The 15,585-nt window shown below is 40.2% G+C and carries 12 protein-coding genes; 2 read left to right on the top strand and 10 right to left on the bottom strand.

Annotated features, from left to right (window positions below; genetic code table 11):
• Positions 1–193 precede the first annotated feature (193 nt).
• Positions 194–664 carry a DUF4079 domain-containing protein gene (locus ACM0OX_RS04180; RefSeq protein ID WP_414513298.1) on the top strand — a complete coding sequence of 157 codons (471 nt, stop codon included), beginning with the start codon at positions 194–196 and terminating at the stop codon, positions 662–664.
• Between the two features lie 105 nt (positions 665–769).
• Here the strand turns inward: ACM0OX_RS04180 and ACM0OX_RS04175 are convergent, their stop codons facing one another.
• Positions 770–1,441 carry a DUF1997 domain-containing protein gene (locus tag ACM0OX_RS04175; protein WP_414513296.1) on the bottom strand — a complete coding sequence of 224 codons (672 nt, stop codon included), beginning with the start codon at positions 1,439–1,441 and terminating at the stop codon, positions 770–772.
• A gap of 178 nt (positions 1,442–1,619) precedes the next feature.
• On the opposite strand from ACM0OX_RS04175, the gene ACM0OX_RS04170 reads away from it, so the two are divergent.
• Complete coding sequence (locus ACM0OX_RS04170; protein WP_414513295.1) at positions 1,620–2,276, top strand: NAD(P)H-binding protein; 657 nt, start codon at positions 1,620–1,622, stop codon at positions 2,274–2,276.
• 118 nt (positions 2,277–2,394) lie between these two features.
• Here the strand turns inward: ACM0OX_RS04170 and ACM0OX_RS04165 are convergent, their stop codons facing one another.
• From ACM0OX_RS04165 to hpsA, 9 genes are all read right to left on the bottom strand, one after another.
• Positions 2,395–3,048 (bottom strand): TIGR04282 family arsenosugar biosynthesis glycosyltransferase, encoded by a 654-nt coding sequence (locus ACM0OX_RS04165; protein ID WP_414513293.1) that lies wholly within the window; start codon positions 3,046–3,048, stop codon positions 2,395–2,397.
• A gap of 30 nt (positions 3,049–3,078) precedes the next feature.
• The gene (locus ACM0OX_RS04160; RefSeq protein ID WP_414513291.1) at positions 3,079–3,729 is read right to left on the bottom strand and encodes a Tfp pilus assembly protein FimT/FimU; all 651 of its coding nucleotides are present in this window, start codon (positions 3,727–3,729) and stop codon (positions 3,079–3,081) included.
• A gap of 53 nt (positions 3,730–3,782) precedes the next feature.
• Complete coding sequence (locus ACM0OX_RS04155) at positions 3,783–4,748, bottom strand: glycosyltransferase (RefSeq protein ID WP_414513289.1); 966 nt, start codon at positions 4,746–4,748, stop codon at positions 3,783–3,785.
• 1 nt (position 4,749) lies between these two features.
• Complete coding sequence (gene hpsE, locus ACM0OX_RS04150) at positions 4,750–5,742, bottom strand: hormogonium polysaccharide biosynthesis glycosyltransferase HpsE (RefSeq protein ID WP_414513287.1); 993 nt, start codon at positions 5,740–5,742, stop codon at positions 4,750–4,752.
• A 21-nt stretch (positions 5,743–5,763) separates the two neighbouring features.
• Complete coding sequence (gene hpsE / locus ACM0OX_RS04145; RefSeq protein ID WP_414513286.1) at positions 5,764–6,723, bottom strand: hormogonium polysaccharide biosynthesis glycosyltransferase HpsE; 960 nt, start codon at positions 6,721–6,723, stop codon at positions 5,764–5,766.
• Positions 6,724–6,911: 188 nt separating this feature from the next.
• Entirely contained in the window at positions 6,912–7,631 is a 720-nt protein-coding gene (locus tag ACM0OX_RS04140; RefSeq protein ID WP_414513284.1) for a prepilin-type N-terminal cleavage/methylation domain-containing protein, read from the bottom strand.
• A 38-nt stretch (positions 7,632–7,669) separates the two neighbouring features.
• A complete protein-coding gene (hpsC, locus tag ACM0OX_RS04135) occupies positions 7,670–8,677 on the bottom strand; it encodes a hormogonium polysaccharide secretion pseudopilin HpsC (protein WP_414513282.1) in 1,008 nt (335 codons plus the stop codon).
• Between the two features lie 65 nt (positions 8,678–8,742).
• Positions 8,743–9,447 carry a hormogonium polysaccharide secretion pseudopilin HpsB gene (gene hpsB / locus ACM0OX_RS04130; RefSeq protein WP_414513280.1) on the bottom strand — a complete coding sequence of 235 codons (705 nt, stop codon included), beginning with the start codon at positions 9,445–9,447 and terminating at the stop codon, positions 8,743–8,745.
• Between the two features lie 511 nt (positions 9,448–9,958).
• Positions 9,959–14,953: a hormogonium polysaccharide biosynthesis protein HpsA gene (hpsA, locus tag ACM0OX_RS04125; protein ID WP_414513278.1), complete on the bottom strand. Its 4,995-nt coding sequence runs from the start codon at positions 14,951–14,953 to the stop codon at positions 9,959–9,961.
• Positions 14,954–15,585: the final 632 nt, after the last annotated feature.

Raw genomic sequence — 15,585 nt, 5'->3', positions numbered from 1 at the left:
TGAGATCCCACGCAGGGGGTTTTGTTCGTCTACCCTCAAAATTTAGTCTGAGATTGTTTATCCACTTTGGCAAGAGGGCGAAGCAAAATAGTCGGGGGAGATGGGGGAGTCTCTTTTAATTTGTGCAACTTTAAGCACAGAAAATAGAGTTATGCTAATTTTTATGAAGATTTAATCATTAGGCGAGAACACGATGAGTCTGGAACTTTCTACGTCGGTGAAATATTGGCTGAACTTCTTCCATCCGGTGCTCATGTGGGCGCTATTAGTACTCTCAATTTATGCTGCCTATTTAGGATTGCAATTGCAGCGTACCAGAAATGCTCAGGGGGAAGAAAAAAAAGAATTGATTAAAGGTAGATATAACGTCAGACACTACCAAATCGGATCTATACTCCTAGCTTTGATGGTGGCAGGTGCGATCGGTGGGATGGCCGTCACTTATATCAATAATGGTAAGTTATTTGTGCAGCCTCACCTGTTAGCAGGACTGGGCATGACAAGTCTAATCGCATTTTCTGCTGCTTTGTCCCCTTATATGCAGAAAGGGGCAAATTGGGCGCGTGCAACTCACATTTTAATAAATTTCACACTTTTGGGACTTTTTGCTTGGCAGGCTGTTACTGGGGTGCAAATCGTCCAAAGAATTCTCACTAAAGCATAGTTAAGTATTCAGGAATCTAGAGCTTCTTGACTGCTTAACCAGAGGCGGAGTGTTTTTACCTCCGCTTTTGACCGGAGGCAGAGTGTCTCCGGCTTTGCTCTGGAATTAACGCTTTTTCTTAGCATTAGCAGGAAAAGGTATTTCTAAAGATTTATGAAAATTTTCCTGAACTTTGCGAGTTAAGCGACGGGAGACTTGGCGAACAATTTGATTAAGTAAGCGATCGCCTGTAGATTGAATTATAGACTTAGGTAATCGCTGAATAAATCGGGGAAAGTGAAGATAAACGATCAAATCCAATTCCCATTCAACTTTTGTAACTTCGCCAATACTACTGCAAGCATCGTTTCCTATTAACTGTAGAGATGCCCGATAATCTACGTCATAACCAGGCGGTTGGTAGTCAGGAATGGGAATTGTACGGATGCGGTAAATACCCTCCTCTGGGGGCAACAATTCCAAACCTATTTTCGGTTCTACTTCATAACCGAAAGAACCAAAACGACCAATTGTTAAAGCATAGCCATTTTCCCCAAGTGATTGTACCTTCATGGGTTCAGCACAGCGCGAAAACCATGAGGGGTGAGCATTGAGATACTCAGCAACCTTCTCTACTGGAGCAGCCATTTCCATGAAATCTTGATAACGACCGTAAAATTTTGTCAGCGTCGCTACATTTGGTTCTGTTAACGTGTCCTCGGCTTCTTGGCTGGACGCTACAGGTAAAACTGCTTCTGTTATTTCCCAGGATTTATATTCGCCTTTTCTTGAAAGCATAAATGCATTACTGTATATTTTGGCGTTGGTCTATATTAATGATTCCCCACATACCTGGGTCATTTCGCATTCAGATCCCATTTTGACCGAAACCTCATTAATCTGCGAGTAACTCCATAGAATTACTAAAATAAAGAATTAAACAAGCACACAATAGTTTCCCAGGATAGCATTTATTATGAAAGCATTTGTAGCAGGGGCAACAGGTGGAACAGGTCGCCGGATTGTGCAACAGTTGATAGCGCGGAATATTCCCGTCCGAGCCTTGGTACGGGATATAGAGAAAGCTAGGGGTATTCTGTCTCCTGAAGCCGAATTAGTGGTAGGCGACGTATTACAACCAGAAAGTTTAACTGCTGCGTTGGGAGATAGCACAGTTCTGTTGGTTGCAACTGGGGCAAAACCTAGCTTTGACCCAACTGGCCCCTATAAAGTGGATTTTGAAGGGACTAAAAATTTAGTAGATGCTGCTAAGGCAAAGGGAATTGAGCATCTCATCTTAGTTTCTTCTTTGTGTACTTCCCGGCTTTTCCATCCGCTGAACTTGTTTTGGCTAATTTTGTTGTGGAAAAAACAAGCTGAAGAGTATATTCAGAAAAGTGGTCTTACTTATACGATTGTGCGGCCTGGTGGGTTGAAGAATGAAGACAACTCCGACCGCATCGAGATGCAGAGTGCAGATACGCTGTTTGATGGTAGTATTCCCAGACAGAAAGTCGCCCAAGTTGCTGTTGAGGCGCTGTTTGAAGCAGATGCGCGCAATAAAATTGTCGAAATTATTGCCAAACCTGAAGCAGCCTCAAAAAGCTTTAAGGAGCTATTTCAGCAGTGCTGATATTTCACAGGATTTTATTGCTTCTGTCTCTTAATTCTCATCCCAAGATCATCGGCTCACATCTTTATGGAAAAGCGATGCCTACGCACTTTTTCAATTCGCCCCTTGATTTTGCTCCCTAAAGCGATCGCTCCATCTCTCCTGCAAGAGCTTGTTCCCAAATTGGCAGATCCTCCGGTCGGTCAACATCAGCTAAGGGCAACAAGTCCGTGTATGATAAATTAAGTTTCTGGGCAATATCCACGGTTTTCTGAAATACTTGAGCAGTTCCCCACTCGATGTTAACGAATAGCTCCGGGATGGATTGGCGCAAACCAATTAAGTAATATCCACCATCGATCGCAGGGCCAAGTACGAGGTCAAAAGCGTGTAACTTCTCAAAGGCTGTTGCTAAAATCTGGGCATTCACTCCAGGACAATCTGTACCAATGATAATTACTTTTTCTGCACCAGATTGAAAAGCATCAAAAAGCGATCGCGCCATCCGCAAACCTAGATCCCCTTCATCTTGAGACTGGTAAACTAAATCTAACCCCAGCCAGTCTTGCATAAGTTGCGAATCGCCACCTGCAAAACGCACTTCCACAGATATGTCAATGGCTTTTTGCAATTCTTGAACCTGAAATATTGTATGCTCAGTCATTTCCCGTTGAAGATTGGCAGCACCAACATTTCCCAAAGCAGGTATCAATCGGGTTTTTGTCCTACCTGGTTCTGGATAGCGAGTGAAAATAATCAGGTGCTGTTTTGAGTTTGCTGGTAAATTCAGCACACAATACCTTGTTTAACAACTAAAAATATCTTAATAGCAATACTTGTCGTTTTCGTTGGCTCTAGCATGATCTTTTCCCGTCCGCATAGCCCCCAAAATTGTAGAAACATAGACACAACGTCTAGCTTTACCACCATTCAAGCTGTAGAATGTTATCTGTCCTAATCCGCCTACTGTACACTGATTTCCAATTTCAGAGATCGGACAACCGTGATAGTTAAATAAAACTCGCCACATTTGCTGTGAAGGATGTTTTAGTAAAGTTGTCTCCTTTTTTCCTTTATTATTTTCCTCTTCATCAATGCCAATATTTGGCTCAAGGTTATGCCATAGGTTGCTATTATTTTTAACAGCATCAGAAATAAATTGTCCTGCCTCTGCTTGATGAACTGCCCATTGCACAACACCATTTTGTATGCGAAAACTGGTTTGCCTAGTCAATTTATCTTTAGTGGCTTGGCTTTGCGCTTGGCGCAAAGCATAATAAACCTCATTTTGGGTAGTGTTGAGACGGCGAGTCTCCACAAAAGCCAGCCAATTGGATATTCCGATCGTAGCTAATATACCAATTAATACAATAACTACTAACATCTCTGGTAAGGTAAAACCACTGTTAGAATGATTATTCTTTAAGAGATTTTTTACATAAACTAAAGAGGGTAGATGCACCAGGCTATCCATTTTTATTCTGAGAGTTTTTCAGCTACCTCGCCGTTAAAAAATTTTCAATTGGTTTAGCTTTTTACTTCGCGCTGGTTAGTAATATTTTCGAGCAATGTAGGCATTAAAATGATTATTAAAATTTTTAATAATAATTTTAAAGTAAAATTTATCCGCTGAAGTCTTGAAGAATTATTCAGAATATAATTCCATAAAAATTTAGCGGCAGTTAAAGCTTTTTGTCGATTAAACGGCTTTTGTAAGGCTTTGCATGTCAGGTATTTATATAAATTTGTCAGACTTAGATTCCAAGTACTCTTAAGTGCTAAAGGTCTTTTCTTATATGCTCTCTCAAGCACCTGCAAGCAAGCTTGCTCTTGCCTTATAAGATTAGAAGAAACGGAATTAGCACTTATTCTGTACAATATTTGTACAGATGGTACGCATACAAAATCAAACTGGCAAGCTAATCGCAACCACATATCCCAATCTTGAGCAGCACTTAGAGATTCATCAAATCCACCTAATTTGATTAAAGCTTCTCTACGAATCAAAGGATTGGAGCCATTCTCTAAAAAGTTTGTCAACAATAACTTTTCATAAACGTCTCCATTGGCTGTAACGTGTGTACCAGAGAGTACTATTTCACCATTTTCATCGATATAATCAGTCCAACTGTAAGCAACTGTCGCAGTAGCATTTTCTTGCAGAGCCTTTAAGTGAGACTGAAGCTTATCAGTTGTCCAAAGATCATCCGCATCTAAGAAACTAACAAATTCTCCAACTGCAAGCTGTAAACCTCGGTTACGACTAACGTTTCCGCCAGCATTGGTATAGGAAAATATTTTTATTCGGGGATCTTGAATTTGTGTAACAACATCTAAAGTTGAGTCTTCTGAACCATCATTAATTACAATTAATTCTAGATCGCTCAAAGTTTGATTTAGAACAGATTGAATTGTATGATAAATAGTATTTTCACTATTATAGGCGGGGATAATTACAGAAATTTTCGGTAACTGTTGACTATAATTAATCATTTTATAGGGCTAATTTATTTTTTAATCCTTTGCGCAAATTAGATTTTAAGTAGTAAAAAGGACTCATCATACTAGCTAAGTAAAATTCCATTTCAAAAAGTGCAATTAAATTATTTTTCAATTCCCCTCTATAGTGAATACGGTGCTTTAATACTCGGCGTAAATTCCCTAAAATAGTTTTTATAAACACTATTGGTTTTTGCCAATTTTTAGTATTTATCAAGCTTAACTGGAAAATACACAAGCCACAACCGCGTGCCAGAGTTAAGAGATAATCTCTCTCAAGTCGCCAGCGTGGTATTTGATGATAAGTGTGCATGGTAGGATTATACCAAATCTGCCAGCCTGCATAATGTATATAAAGCAATGGTTCATAGTCATCACCCTGTACCAAAATACCAGGCAATTTTCCACTTAAATTAGGCCGCTGTGGTACATTTTCACGCCATACTTGTTTCCGAACAACAAGCGCCGCACCAGGAGGAAGTCTTAAATTATCTGCGTCAAACAAATATGGATTTGAACCATGTTCTCTGATAGCTAAAAAAGCTTGAATTCTTTCAAAATTTTCTGGTGGATTTACTTCAAAATCACCATGAATCTGTCCACTCCAAGCACCTGCTTGAGGATGTTCTAATCCAAAGCTATATGCTTCTGATAACCAATTAGGAGCAGGTAAGTTATCATCATCTAAAAATGCGATTAGCTGTCCTTTCGCTTCACGTACTGCTCGCAATCTGGCAAAAGCTGCTCCCTGTTCTGGTTCTAAAAAATATCTTAAATTACAGTTTCCATCATATATTTTTTGGTAATTTTGAATTATTTCATACGTGTTATCAGAACTATTATTATCCACAATAATAATTTCCCAGCTAAGTTGTTCTACTCCTGTCTGGGTTAATAGCTTATCCAAAATTTTAGGTAAACGGGTTGCTCCATTGTATGCAGGAATGGCTACGCTAATATCTAAGTTTTCAGATCTTAATTCAGTCATAATGCCTAATATTTTAATAATTTATTTTTTAAAGTATCCATTTTTCCAAAGATAAAAAGGACTAATAAAACTACTTAAAAAAAGTTCCATTTCGCAAGCAGCTACCAAATCATCTTTCAGATTAGTTCGATATTTGAGTAAGTGTAACGTAATTTTACGCAAGTCATTTATCATATAAGATAAAAGAGCAAATGGTCTATATATTTGTTTTATATTTATCATTCTCGTTACACAACGGCTAAGTCCAATCCCTCTAAAAAATGGAATCAAATAATCTTTTTGCAAACGCAATTTTGGTATTTTGTGTGCTATTTCCATTTCTGGGTTGTACCAGATTTCCCATCCTGATTTTTGGATGTAAGACAACATTTCTAAATCTTCACTGGTAAGCATATTGCCTTTAACTCTACCAGTTAAAATAGACTTATCTGGTACACTTTCTAACCATGCTTGTTTACGGACAACAAGTCCGGCAGAAGGGGGTAGCAATTTTTTAGATGCTTCATATAATAGCGGTAGATTTCCCCGCTCTGTAATTGCTAAGAATGGAGCAATTCGCTTAAAGTTTTCCGGTGGTTCTACTTCCCAGTCTGGGTGAATTTGGCTGCCATAAGCTCCAGCTTTGGGATATTTTTCACCAAAAGCATAAGCTGCAACTACCCAATGTGATACTGGGTAGTTGTCATCATCTAAAAAACCTATGAATCTACCTTTAGCTTCTAAAACCGCCTTTTTTCGAGCATAAGCTGCGCCTTGTTTTGATTCAAAGCAATACTTTAAAGGGTAAGGACATCGCCAATCTTTTTGATAGGTTTGAACAACTTTAGCTGTATTATCAGTGCTGTTATTGTCTACAACTATAATTTCCCAAGATAAATTTTCGGTGTTAAGTTGGTTTTGCAGTCGTTCTAGTAGTTCAGGCAAACGACTTTCACCGTTATAAGTTGGGATAGCTACAGTAAAGTCAAGGTTCTCAGTCATTTTCCGAAAAGTATATTTTAATGATGACGCTTTTTATTATGTTCAGGCAATGGCTAATTTATCAATGGCTCTTAAATAACTCTATAAAATATTAAAACTGCACATGATGTTTCAATTTTGCTATCAACGTGCAGTTTTATGTTCAGCAATATTACGTATTTTTAAACAAATATTGGTATTTAAATTACTTAACTGCAATTATTATCTTTTGCTGTCACCATTGAGCCTAAGAGAGTTTTTACAATGACACATCGCTTTACGCTACTAGCCGACGCAGGATTTGCAGAGCTTGGTACAGCTACCACTATTTTTATCCCAGGTGGCTCTGTACCTGCTGGCACTGTTCCAAAGTTTGCCTTTGGTAAAGTCCCCATATAGTCAAAGGTAATTTTTGTTGGCGTACTTAAAGTAGGGTAGTACTTTACAGTAGAATCAGTAGGATTGACAATGTTTTCATCACTGAGATTTGCACCTAGCAGAAATTTATCAGAATTGGCTCCTACATCCGCCCCTAAAGGTTTCCATGTCCATGTACCGCTCAGAGCATCGGTACGATAAATAGCAACCTCTACATTTTGGGTTGTGCTATTTCTCTGAAAACTGACACTGTAGCTAAGTTTTTTGATTTTAGCTTCGCGTTGTGCTTCTTGCAATGCAGCGAAAACGGCGTCGTTAACTTTATTTATCCGTTGCCGATTTACAAAGGCAGCCCAACCAGGAGCTGCGATCGCTGCTAAAATTCCTACTAACAGCAGTACTACTATTAACTCTATAAGACTAAATCCAGCATCTTGTTGCTTGTAGCCATCAGTAAAGGGTCTATTTGCTAAATATTGCTGCTTTAGCTTTGTTTCTCGGCTGTGCAACTGGAAATAATTTAATACTCTTAAACTAGGAATATTCGGCATACTATCCTGCTTTTATTAATATTTGTCAAAGATAGGAGCTATTTGGTAAAGATAAAGCTGCTTCCTTGAACCTTAATGTTTGCACTCGGAAAATAACTAGATTTGCTCTGCGCGTAACGTACTTTAGTTTCATCATTTTGTATTAAACGAGCTTGTGCATTACCTCTTAAATAAACTTCCGCAGCACTTCTATTATCTGTGCTAACTGAACTTATACAAGCATAGAATCCTGTTCTAACACTAGTTGCTGTTACTGGAACTTGACTAAAGTTAGTAGAGCATGTTGCTGCTGGCGCTCCCTGTGCTATTGTTGTTTGATCTATAAAATCAACTAAAACTAAGGGATCTTGAGTGTAACTCCCCCCTCCTGTCCAACTATTCATTTTTGCTTGTAACGTTATGCCCTTTTGTGACAAGTCAAATGGTTTAAAGCCTTTATCTGGACATGGGAGATATTTGTCGGTTGCAGTAAATCCAGGGCAAGTCACTGTAGCAGCAGTATTTGGAACGCCATCTTTAATTTCCCATCTAGCGATGCGTGCAGCGTTAGACCAAGTAGTGCTGGTATCTTTAATTAAATAGTAGGCAACTAATGAGTAAACAAAAGTATCATCTTTTTGAGTGCCTGTAATTGTAATTGCTTGATTAATTAATTCTCGTTTCCAAAAAACAAGCACAGGAACTTTATCTGTTCCGTTAGGTAGTTGATTCCCAGTTGTACTTGCATTTGGGCAAGTGTTATTGGTACTAGCATCAACAGTACCGCTTAGACAAGCAATTCCAGTAGCATCGTATATATATATTGCTTGTTGGAGATCGCGAGTAATATAATCTAGTGCAGCTTTAATTTCTTGCTCAGAGTTTGCTTTGGCTTGTTCCTGACCATCAGTATTTAAAATACTGATCATAAAACTTAGTAACGGCGTAATTACTAAAAATGCAATGAGCATAGCCACCAATAATTCAATCAGGGTAAAACCACTATTTTTGTTTTGCTTGTGAGAGGGTTTTAGCTGAGTACTTAACAGCCACCTCAATATATTCATTTTGCTACAGATTCTCCTTAATGACTGATACTGAGTCATGAAATTATTTATGTTTAACGGGTTAATTATGGTTGACAACCACCAAGGCGATCGCACAAAGCGCTATACGAACTTTGACCCCTGACAATTTCAGTTGTCATTTCTACTAGTGGTGCTTTGCGATTGCCTAGTCCCCCTGTGAATGTTGCTGCTGTTTTTCCACTGCTACCCGCAGTTAAAGAACCAAATTCAGCATCTGAACGATATACCCGGACTCCCAAACGATAGCCTTGACCTTTATCAGCGTCGCTATCTGTGACAGCAACGCGAATAGCCTGAATGTAAAATAGATCGCTAGTACAGTTGGGATTAGCAAGGCTGCCATTTTTGTTAAAGCAATACAAACCAGTGCTAGCACTAGGAGCTGACGTACTACTCAATAAATAGTCACTACTTGAACTGGATACATTTCTAGTTGTGCTAGCAGCCAGTGTAACGGTGATTGTCGGATCTGAGATTGTTTTAGACTTAAGAGCATCAATAAAGGCTTTAGCCGCTCCTGTTGCCAATTCTACCCGTTTGGCTTGCACGCGAGTTGCTGTTGACATTACTAGGACAGGTGCGATCGCTACCAGCAAAACGGCAACCACGAGGATCGCCACAAGCGACTCAATGATCGTAAAACCTGACTCGTTAGACTGGCTAGATAATTCTTGTAGTTGGCGTGGGTTCATACTCAATTCCTCAAGAAGGCTATGTTTTACAGCAATTTGCGATTGGGTGTAATACATTCTTAACCTCTGTCCAAACCTCTCCCCTAATGGGCTACGGTGTACACACATCTCTTGACTAAGTGCAGAATGTGGTTTGATCCCCCTACATCCCCCTTAAAAAGGGGGACTTTGATTCTAGTTCCCCCCTTTTTAAGGGGGGTTAGAGGGGGGATCGAAATGACGTGGAATAAGGTAATCAAACTTGTGTGTACACCGTAGCCTAATGGGGGAGAGGCTTTAAATTTTCCCCCTTCCCTATTAGCCCTCTTCTGTCACTCTCCGAAAACATTTGCCTTTTCTAAAATCTAGAGCTTTTGTATAGCAAGCGATTGCGCGATTCTTTTCTAATAGTAAATACAAGACCCATTTTTTCTAATAGTATAGCTTGTATTGATTGCCTCATAAGGCTTCTAGCGATCGCCCTCCCGGAGAGTGACAGAAGAGGGTTAGGTAAGGGGGCTAGGGGGTTAGGTCTGTTAACGTGGTCTATTCACCCGAAAAGTGATGTAAAAACTCTCATTCAAACACTTTAGGATGGTTGGAGTTCGCAGCTAGTAGGACGTTCAGTTGCAGGTAGCGCAAATTTGAACTTGCGGTCAGGGGCCGGAGGGGTAGTAACAGGGGTAGAGACGATGGTGCCAAAGTAGGCGCTGGGCGCATCCTCAAACCCATTCCCTGCATTCGCATTTTCATCTTGGACAGCACACAACAGAGTTTTCACCCAAAGGTCATCGCGGCCTACTTCTCTGAAGTATTCATTCGGAGGATCTGCTGCTGGAGTTACAAAGCGCTGGGCAAACAAGTCAGGGTTTTGCGCCAATAACGCCACATCAAAACCCCAGTTACGGTTAGGAGCCATATAATAAGGCGCTTCCCCAGTACCATTAACACCGATAGAAGTACTATCTGATGTATAACCTGGTCTTGTAGAATTTAGAAGTCTGTAAAAGATACTGTTATTCTTAGCAAGGTTAAGAGTGCTAGTATCATTAGGGTCAGAAGTGGTTGCAGGAGCAGTTGTTGGACCTGATCTGACGAGAACTTGGAATGGTGCGCTAGCATAGATACTGCGTTTAAATTGGATGAATGAACCGTTGATATTGGCATCAACCACATCCCAGTTTTCTAAGAAACGCACAAAGTTATGCAAACCCCCATTGATTTCGTAGGTAGTTGAACCCACACGAGCCGGAGTATCACCAGCAGCAACAACTAGATTAAAAGTTGTTGCACTTGCCTGAGACAACCATCTAGTGTTTTTAACGAGACTAGATGATCCTGCTAAAGCAGCGTAATTTTGAGTAGTAGTTGCTGTAGGTGTTGCGGTTGTTAGTTGTAATTGCAATACAGGTTCAAATAGCGGCTGATATGTCGCATCTCTGGCGGGTGAAGCAGGGTTGAATAATGACGCGCTTGTATCTCCAGGAAAATCTCTAACAGAACCAGAAGCTGGTAGTTTGGGGTATCTGTAAAATACACGATTGCTGTTGTTGTATTTGATCTCGCTCAGTGTGGACTGTGGTGGACTAGGAGAAGTACTTATTGTGGTTGCAAACCATAGGGCATTACTCGCTATGTCAGGCATGGGACTTGCAGAGTCTACCGCACCACTTGTGATAAGTACCGGAAATTCTGCTACTGCACCCGCTCCAATACCTAGTGGAATGGGAGTAGCGGTAGTATAATTTATGGCACCGTTACTAATATTAACAAGCTTACCGAAATCAGGATCGCTCGTTGGTGTGTATTTCCTTTTGAACGCAACCCTACGAGCAAATCCTTCAAAACCAGTCCTTGCCGATCGCGCAGTTGTACCAGCTAAGAGTCTGTTGGGATCTGCACCAACTACTTCACTAGACCTTTTTAGGATTTCTGTGTTTAGGTCTAGAGCATTGCCTGTATTACTATCACTATCTAAACCCACATACCAGTCACTCGGTTGACACGTTGAAACTGGTATTTTGAAACACATCTCCATTACATACTCTGGGAAACTTCCTCGACGCTGAATGGGCGTGACGAAGTTGTTCACGTAAGAACTGTTATTGTTTACTGAGTCGCTAGAAGTGGGAGTACCTGTATAGTAGGTATCACCACCAGAGTCAGTCAAGAATTTAGATGAAGTGAGAAAGTTGTTATTCCAGAAACCTACCTTCAGTCGGCTGAGTACGACGTTAGGATCGCTCCCTTGGTTATTTCGCAAGTCGTAATCACCCTCATTGCGGAAACCTTCACGGAAGTTACCAGAGAGCAAGGTAACAGCATCGGCAATTACTGATGCTGGTCGCCAAGTTTCGCCTGTTGTGCAATTTGGTAGTCTAGGGTCGCTAGGCCGACAAGCAAAGTCAGGATCGCGATTTGCCGCAGCACGAGTGTAAAATTTAGTATCGTAGGTAGCAGCGCTGGGAGCAGGTAAAAGATCCGGGGTTTTGAATTCTTGTTTAGTGTGCAGATTAAAATCGCCTTTAACATACACTGGTAGCTCAGTTGCTAAAATTAAGCCTTTTTCTTCTGCTCTGTAATTAGTCTGGCGACTCAAGTTACTGCCATTAATCAACATAATGGCGTTAGGTCGCCGTTCTGGATCGAGATTGTAGTCACTAGCGCTGATATTTTCACTAGTTGGGTTACTGCGATCTTTTTGAGCATCGTCACGAGAGGCATAGATAATGCCGCTATTGGGCAATAGATATTCGTTATCCGATGCAGCGCCGATTGCTTGTGTGCGAAGCTGACCTAAATTTATACTAGTAGCACGAATTTCTAGAGGCTGACGCTGTTCAACTTCCAGATTGTAGTTTCCAGTTAATGTACCACCTTTATCTATAGCCTTAATTTGTCGGGCATCAAGAAATGCAGTTTCTTTGATTGCGCCATCAGGAATGTAGGTAGTACTCCGAGACAGAGTGCCATCAGCAATCTGTATTGCACAGATAGTAGAGTCAATTGCTGATTGCTCAGAGAGAGTGAGTTTAGTGGTAGTTGCTTTTGCCAGTGCTTGCCGTAGTAGAGGATTCACAAGGCGGCCATTGGGAAATACCAAGTTAGCTTGATATTTCAAACGATTTAGCAAAGTTACACCAGTGTTAGTCACATCATCAGCATTAGCCCCAAGTGTAAAAAAACCATTGGCATCTACTGCTTGTCCTCTAGTTATACCATCAGATGCAGTAGCAGGAGCAGCATAAACAATCCCATTGTTGGATGCTGCTACTGTTGTCGAATCAAGGGGATTATAGGTGTTTGTAGTTGCTGTTGCCTGATTGGTAGGATTGTAGTAGCTACTTACACAGGCCATCGGTGTTTGATAATCGTCTGGTGTACTCGCCTGAGGATTGTAGGAATTAAAATTGTAGTGATACACCACCGTGGCACGCATTACTAAATCACCACGTTTTTGTTTACTTGCATTCAGAGGATCGGTCGGATCGGGTACAACCATAGGCATAGTATCAGGCCAGACTACAGTGCCATAACTTTCGTTGACTGCCGACGTGCTTGGATCGTCAACCAGTTCAGGCTTTCCTCCTCGTGTTGGAAGAGTAGGTTGGATGAGTGCTGTTCTTAGTCCAGAACCTGTAGGTGTATATATTCCTGCACCTGTAATTACCCTCAGTCCACCGACCACATCAAGGGGATTAGACCGGGGTGAAGCGGCTGAAATTTCCCAAAAACCATCACGTCCTGTTACCCCTAAATCTGATAACTGTCTGACGCGAGTGCTACGAGTTCGATCTTTGGTAGTACTACCTGTCCACTTCACAGCAGGACTGATGGTTTGGGGATCATTCTCTCCTACAAAGTCTCCTTTTGTGGCATCCCATATAAGTTCAGGCAGGTTGTTGCCTACTACGATGCGATCGCCTAACTCTGTTTCTATTACGGGAGTATTATCTACAACATCTGGATCTCTGGTAGGTAGTTGCGCTGTATCTAGTGTTAATGTTGTATTAGTATCTGTTGGATAAATCCAGGCATCCATTGGACGTAGCGTATTAACAGAACCTTTCATAAAGGTTGTTGCATCTGCTGTGGTGTAATCGACACCAGTAGATTTTTCAATAGCAGAATTACCATAAAGAACTTCTTTAAATGGTACACGCCTAGTCCGCTTACGAAACCAGTTTTCTAATTCTTCCTTACGTACTTTAGTCGCATCTAAACTTGGATCGTTTAGAATCCGGTTGGTTATATTAGTTCTGATTTCTTGAGGGTCAGTAGTAGCAGCATTGTTAAGTTGTGCCTTCACTAATAAGTCTATACGTTGAGCATAAGCCTGAGTGTTATAGGCAATGTCATTCGAGTTATTTGAAGTGGTTTTATTAGTAGATGCTAAAGTTTTATTTGTAGTAGGCGCACCATTTTCTACAAATAAATCTACATATGTTCCACCTGTATTACTTGTGCTGATTGGGCCACTAGTTGCAATATTACCACCAACAACTATCTTGCTATTTTCTCGTTCGTAGTAACATGAATATCTACTACTGACCTGAAATAGAGTTATATTTTCACTAGTTTTAGCAGTAAATAAGTTACTGTTGGTAAAAATGCGTCCATTTAGACGGAATCTAGGCCCTGGCGTAATATCTAAGTCATCTTCATAGACAACGGCATTATTAGTAATAGAAACTTGACTACGATCTTGTTGCATTTCTAATGCCGAGAAGCCCTTATTACCTCGATACTTCTCATATTTGGTTGTATCGAGAGAAGTCGCTTGAGCAATATCACTAATGGGAACCGTGACTGCATATACGAAAAAGCTTTTTTTCAATTCGCCAGTTGGTAGCTTATACCAACCCGAACTACCTACTAAGCTGGCGCTAGTATCACCAGCTACGTCACAAGCTCCACCTGCCTTAGCTGGTAGCATAGGAGGGGTTCTAGCATCTAGTGGACTTCTCTTTCGGAGTGGAACAGTTTGGGGGGGAGTGCGGAAGTAGATACCATAGAGAATAAAGCTATCAAATTTACCGTTATTATCTGTATCGGCAGGAAATTTCCAGGCTGTTTGTATGTTTTCTTGATTTTCTAAAGCCATACTACTAGTTGCTTCAATTGTAGTATTACCATTAAGGTTATAAGCCAGAGTTATAGGAGTTTCATCACCAAATGTATAGACAGAAAGTTTATTAACTAAGGTATTGTATAGGGTTAGATTTGATGGTACAGAACGTGGTAAAGTCGGGTCGGCAAACAGTGCACTTATTTTGGCTTTAGCCCTATCTAACGCAGGGGTAGCAGCTTGCATTGTCGCTTCATTCACGCGGACATTACTAGCATTTTTAGAACGCTCAAAAGACCGAAATAAAATTGCAGTTGTTAATAGTACGACTACCAAAATTACCATCGCTACCGTTGGCAAGACAAAGCCAGAGTTAACCGAACCGCGTCTTTTTTGAGTACCAGAGATAGTTCGTAAAAGCCAAATAAGTTGCTTATTAATTGCAGATAAAATCTGCTTGCTAATTTGTCTGAAGGTTTTTTGAATTACCTTGAATATCTGACGTTTTCTAGACATATCTGCTTCCCGATCAAGTGGATTATAGCGAATTTTCTATTTATTCAAAGTTTTCACTCATGCCTATAAAGTATTCTTACAGGCATTAAATCAGATGATATTTATCTAATTATTTTATTTGGCTTGAATAACTTCCAAATAAAGTAGTTATAAAAAAGATAATTTATTAAAGTTATATCATTTATGGATTGTTCATTTTATCCGGAAAACACTGATTTTTTCAGAATTATTTAGTTTGAGTCTGGTAAATAATAAGAGCATTACCTCACAGTATATTTGCGTAAATGTGTTTTATTGTAAGGCAAATTTATGAAGATGTTATTAGCAGAGTAGGCTTATAATACCCATATGTTAAAGGAAAGATATCAGTTAGATGCAAAATAATCAGATGTGCAGCTTAGATTCCTGACTTCTTTAATTAAAAAGTCAGGAATCTTGTTGTTCACATTGCTTTGATTAATTACTAATTACTCATTAGTACACCTTGGCGTAAATCCCATTACCACCTTTAACGGCAAGCAAGCTTCTGCCAGAAGGTACTAATTTTGCGTACCTTCTGGCAGAAGCTACTAGGCATCATATATGTAAGACGCAGTTACATTAATGTTACAAGGATGTGAGTAAACCCCAAC

The organism is Nostoc sp. PCC 9305, assembly GCF_963920915.1.
In the GTDB taxonomy this organism is placed as follows: Bacteria; Cyanobacteriota; Cyanobacteriia; order Cyanobacteriales; family Nostocaceae; genus Nostoc.
This window is presented reverse-complemented; position numbering and strand designations above follow the sequence as displayed.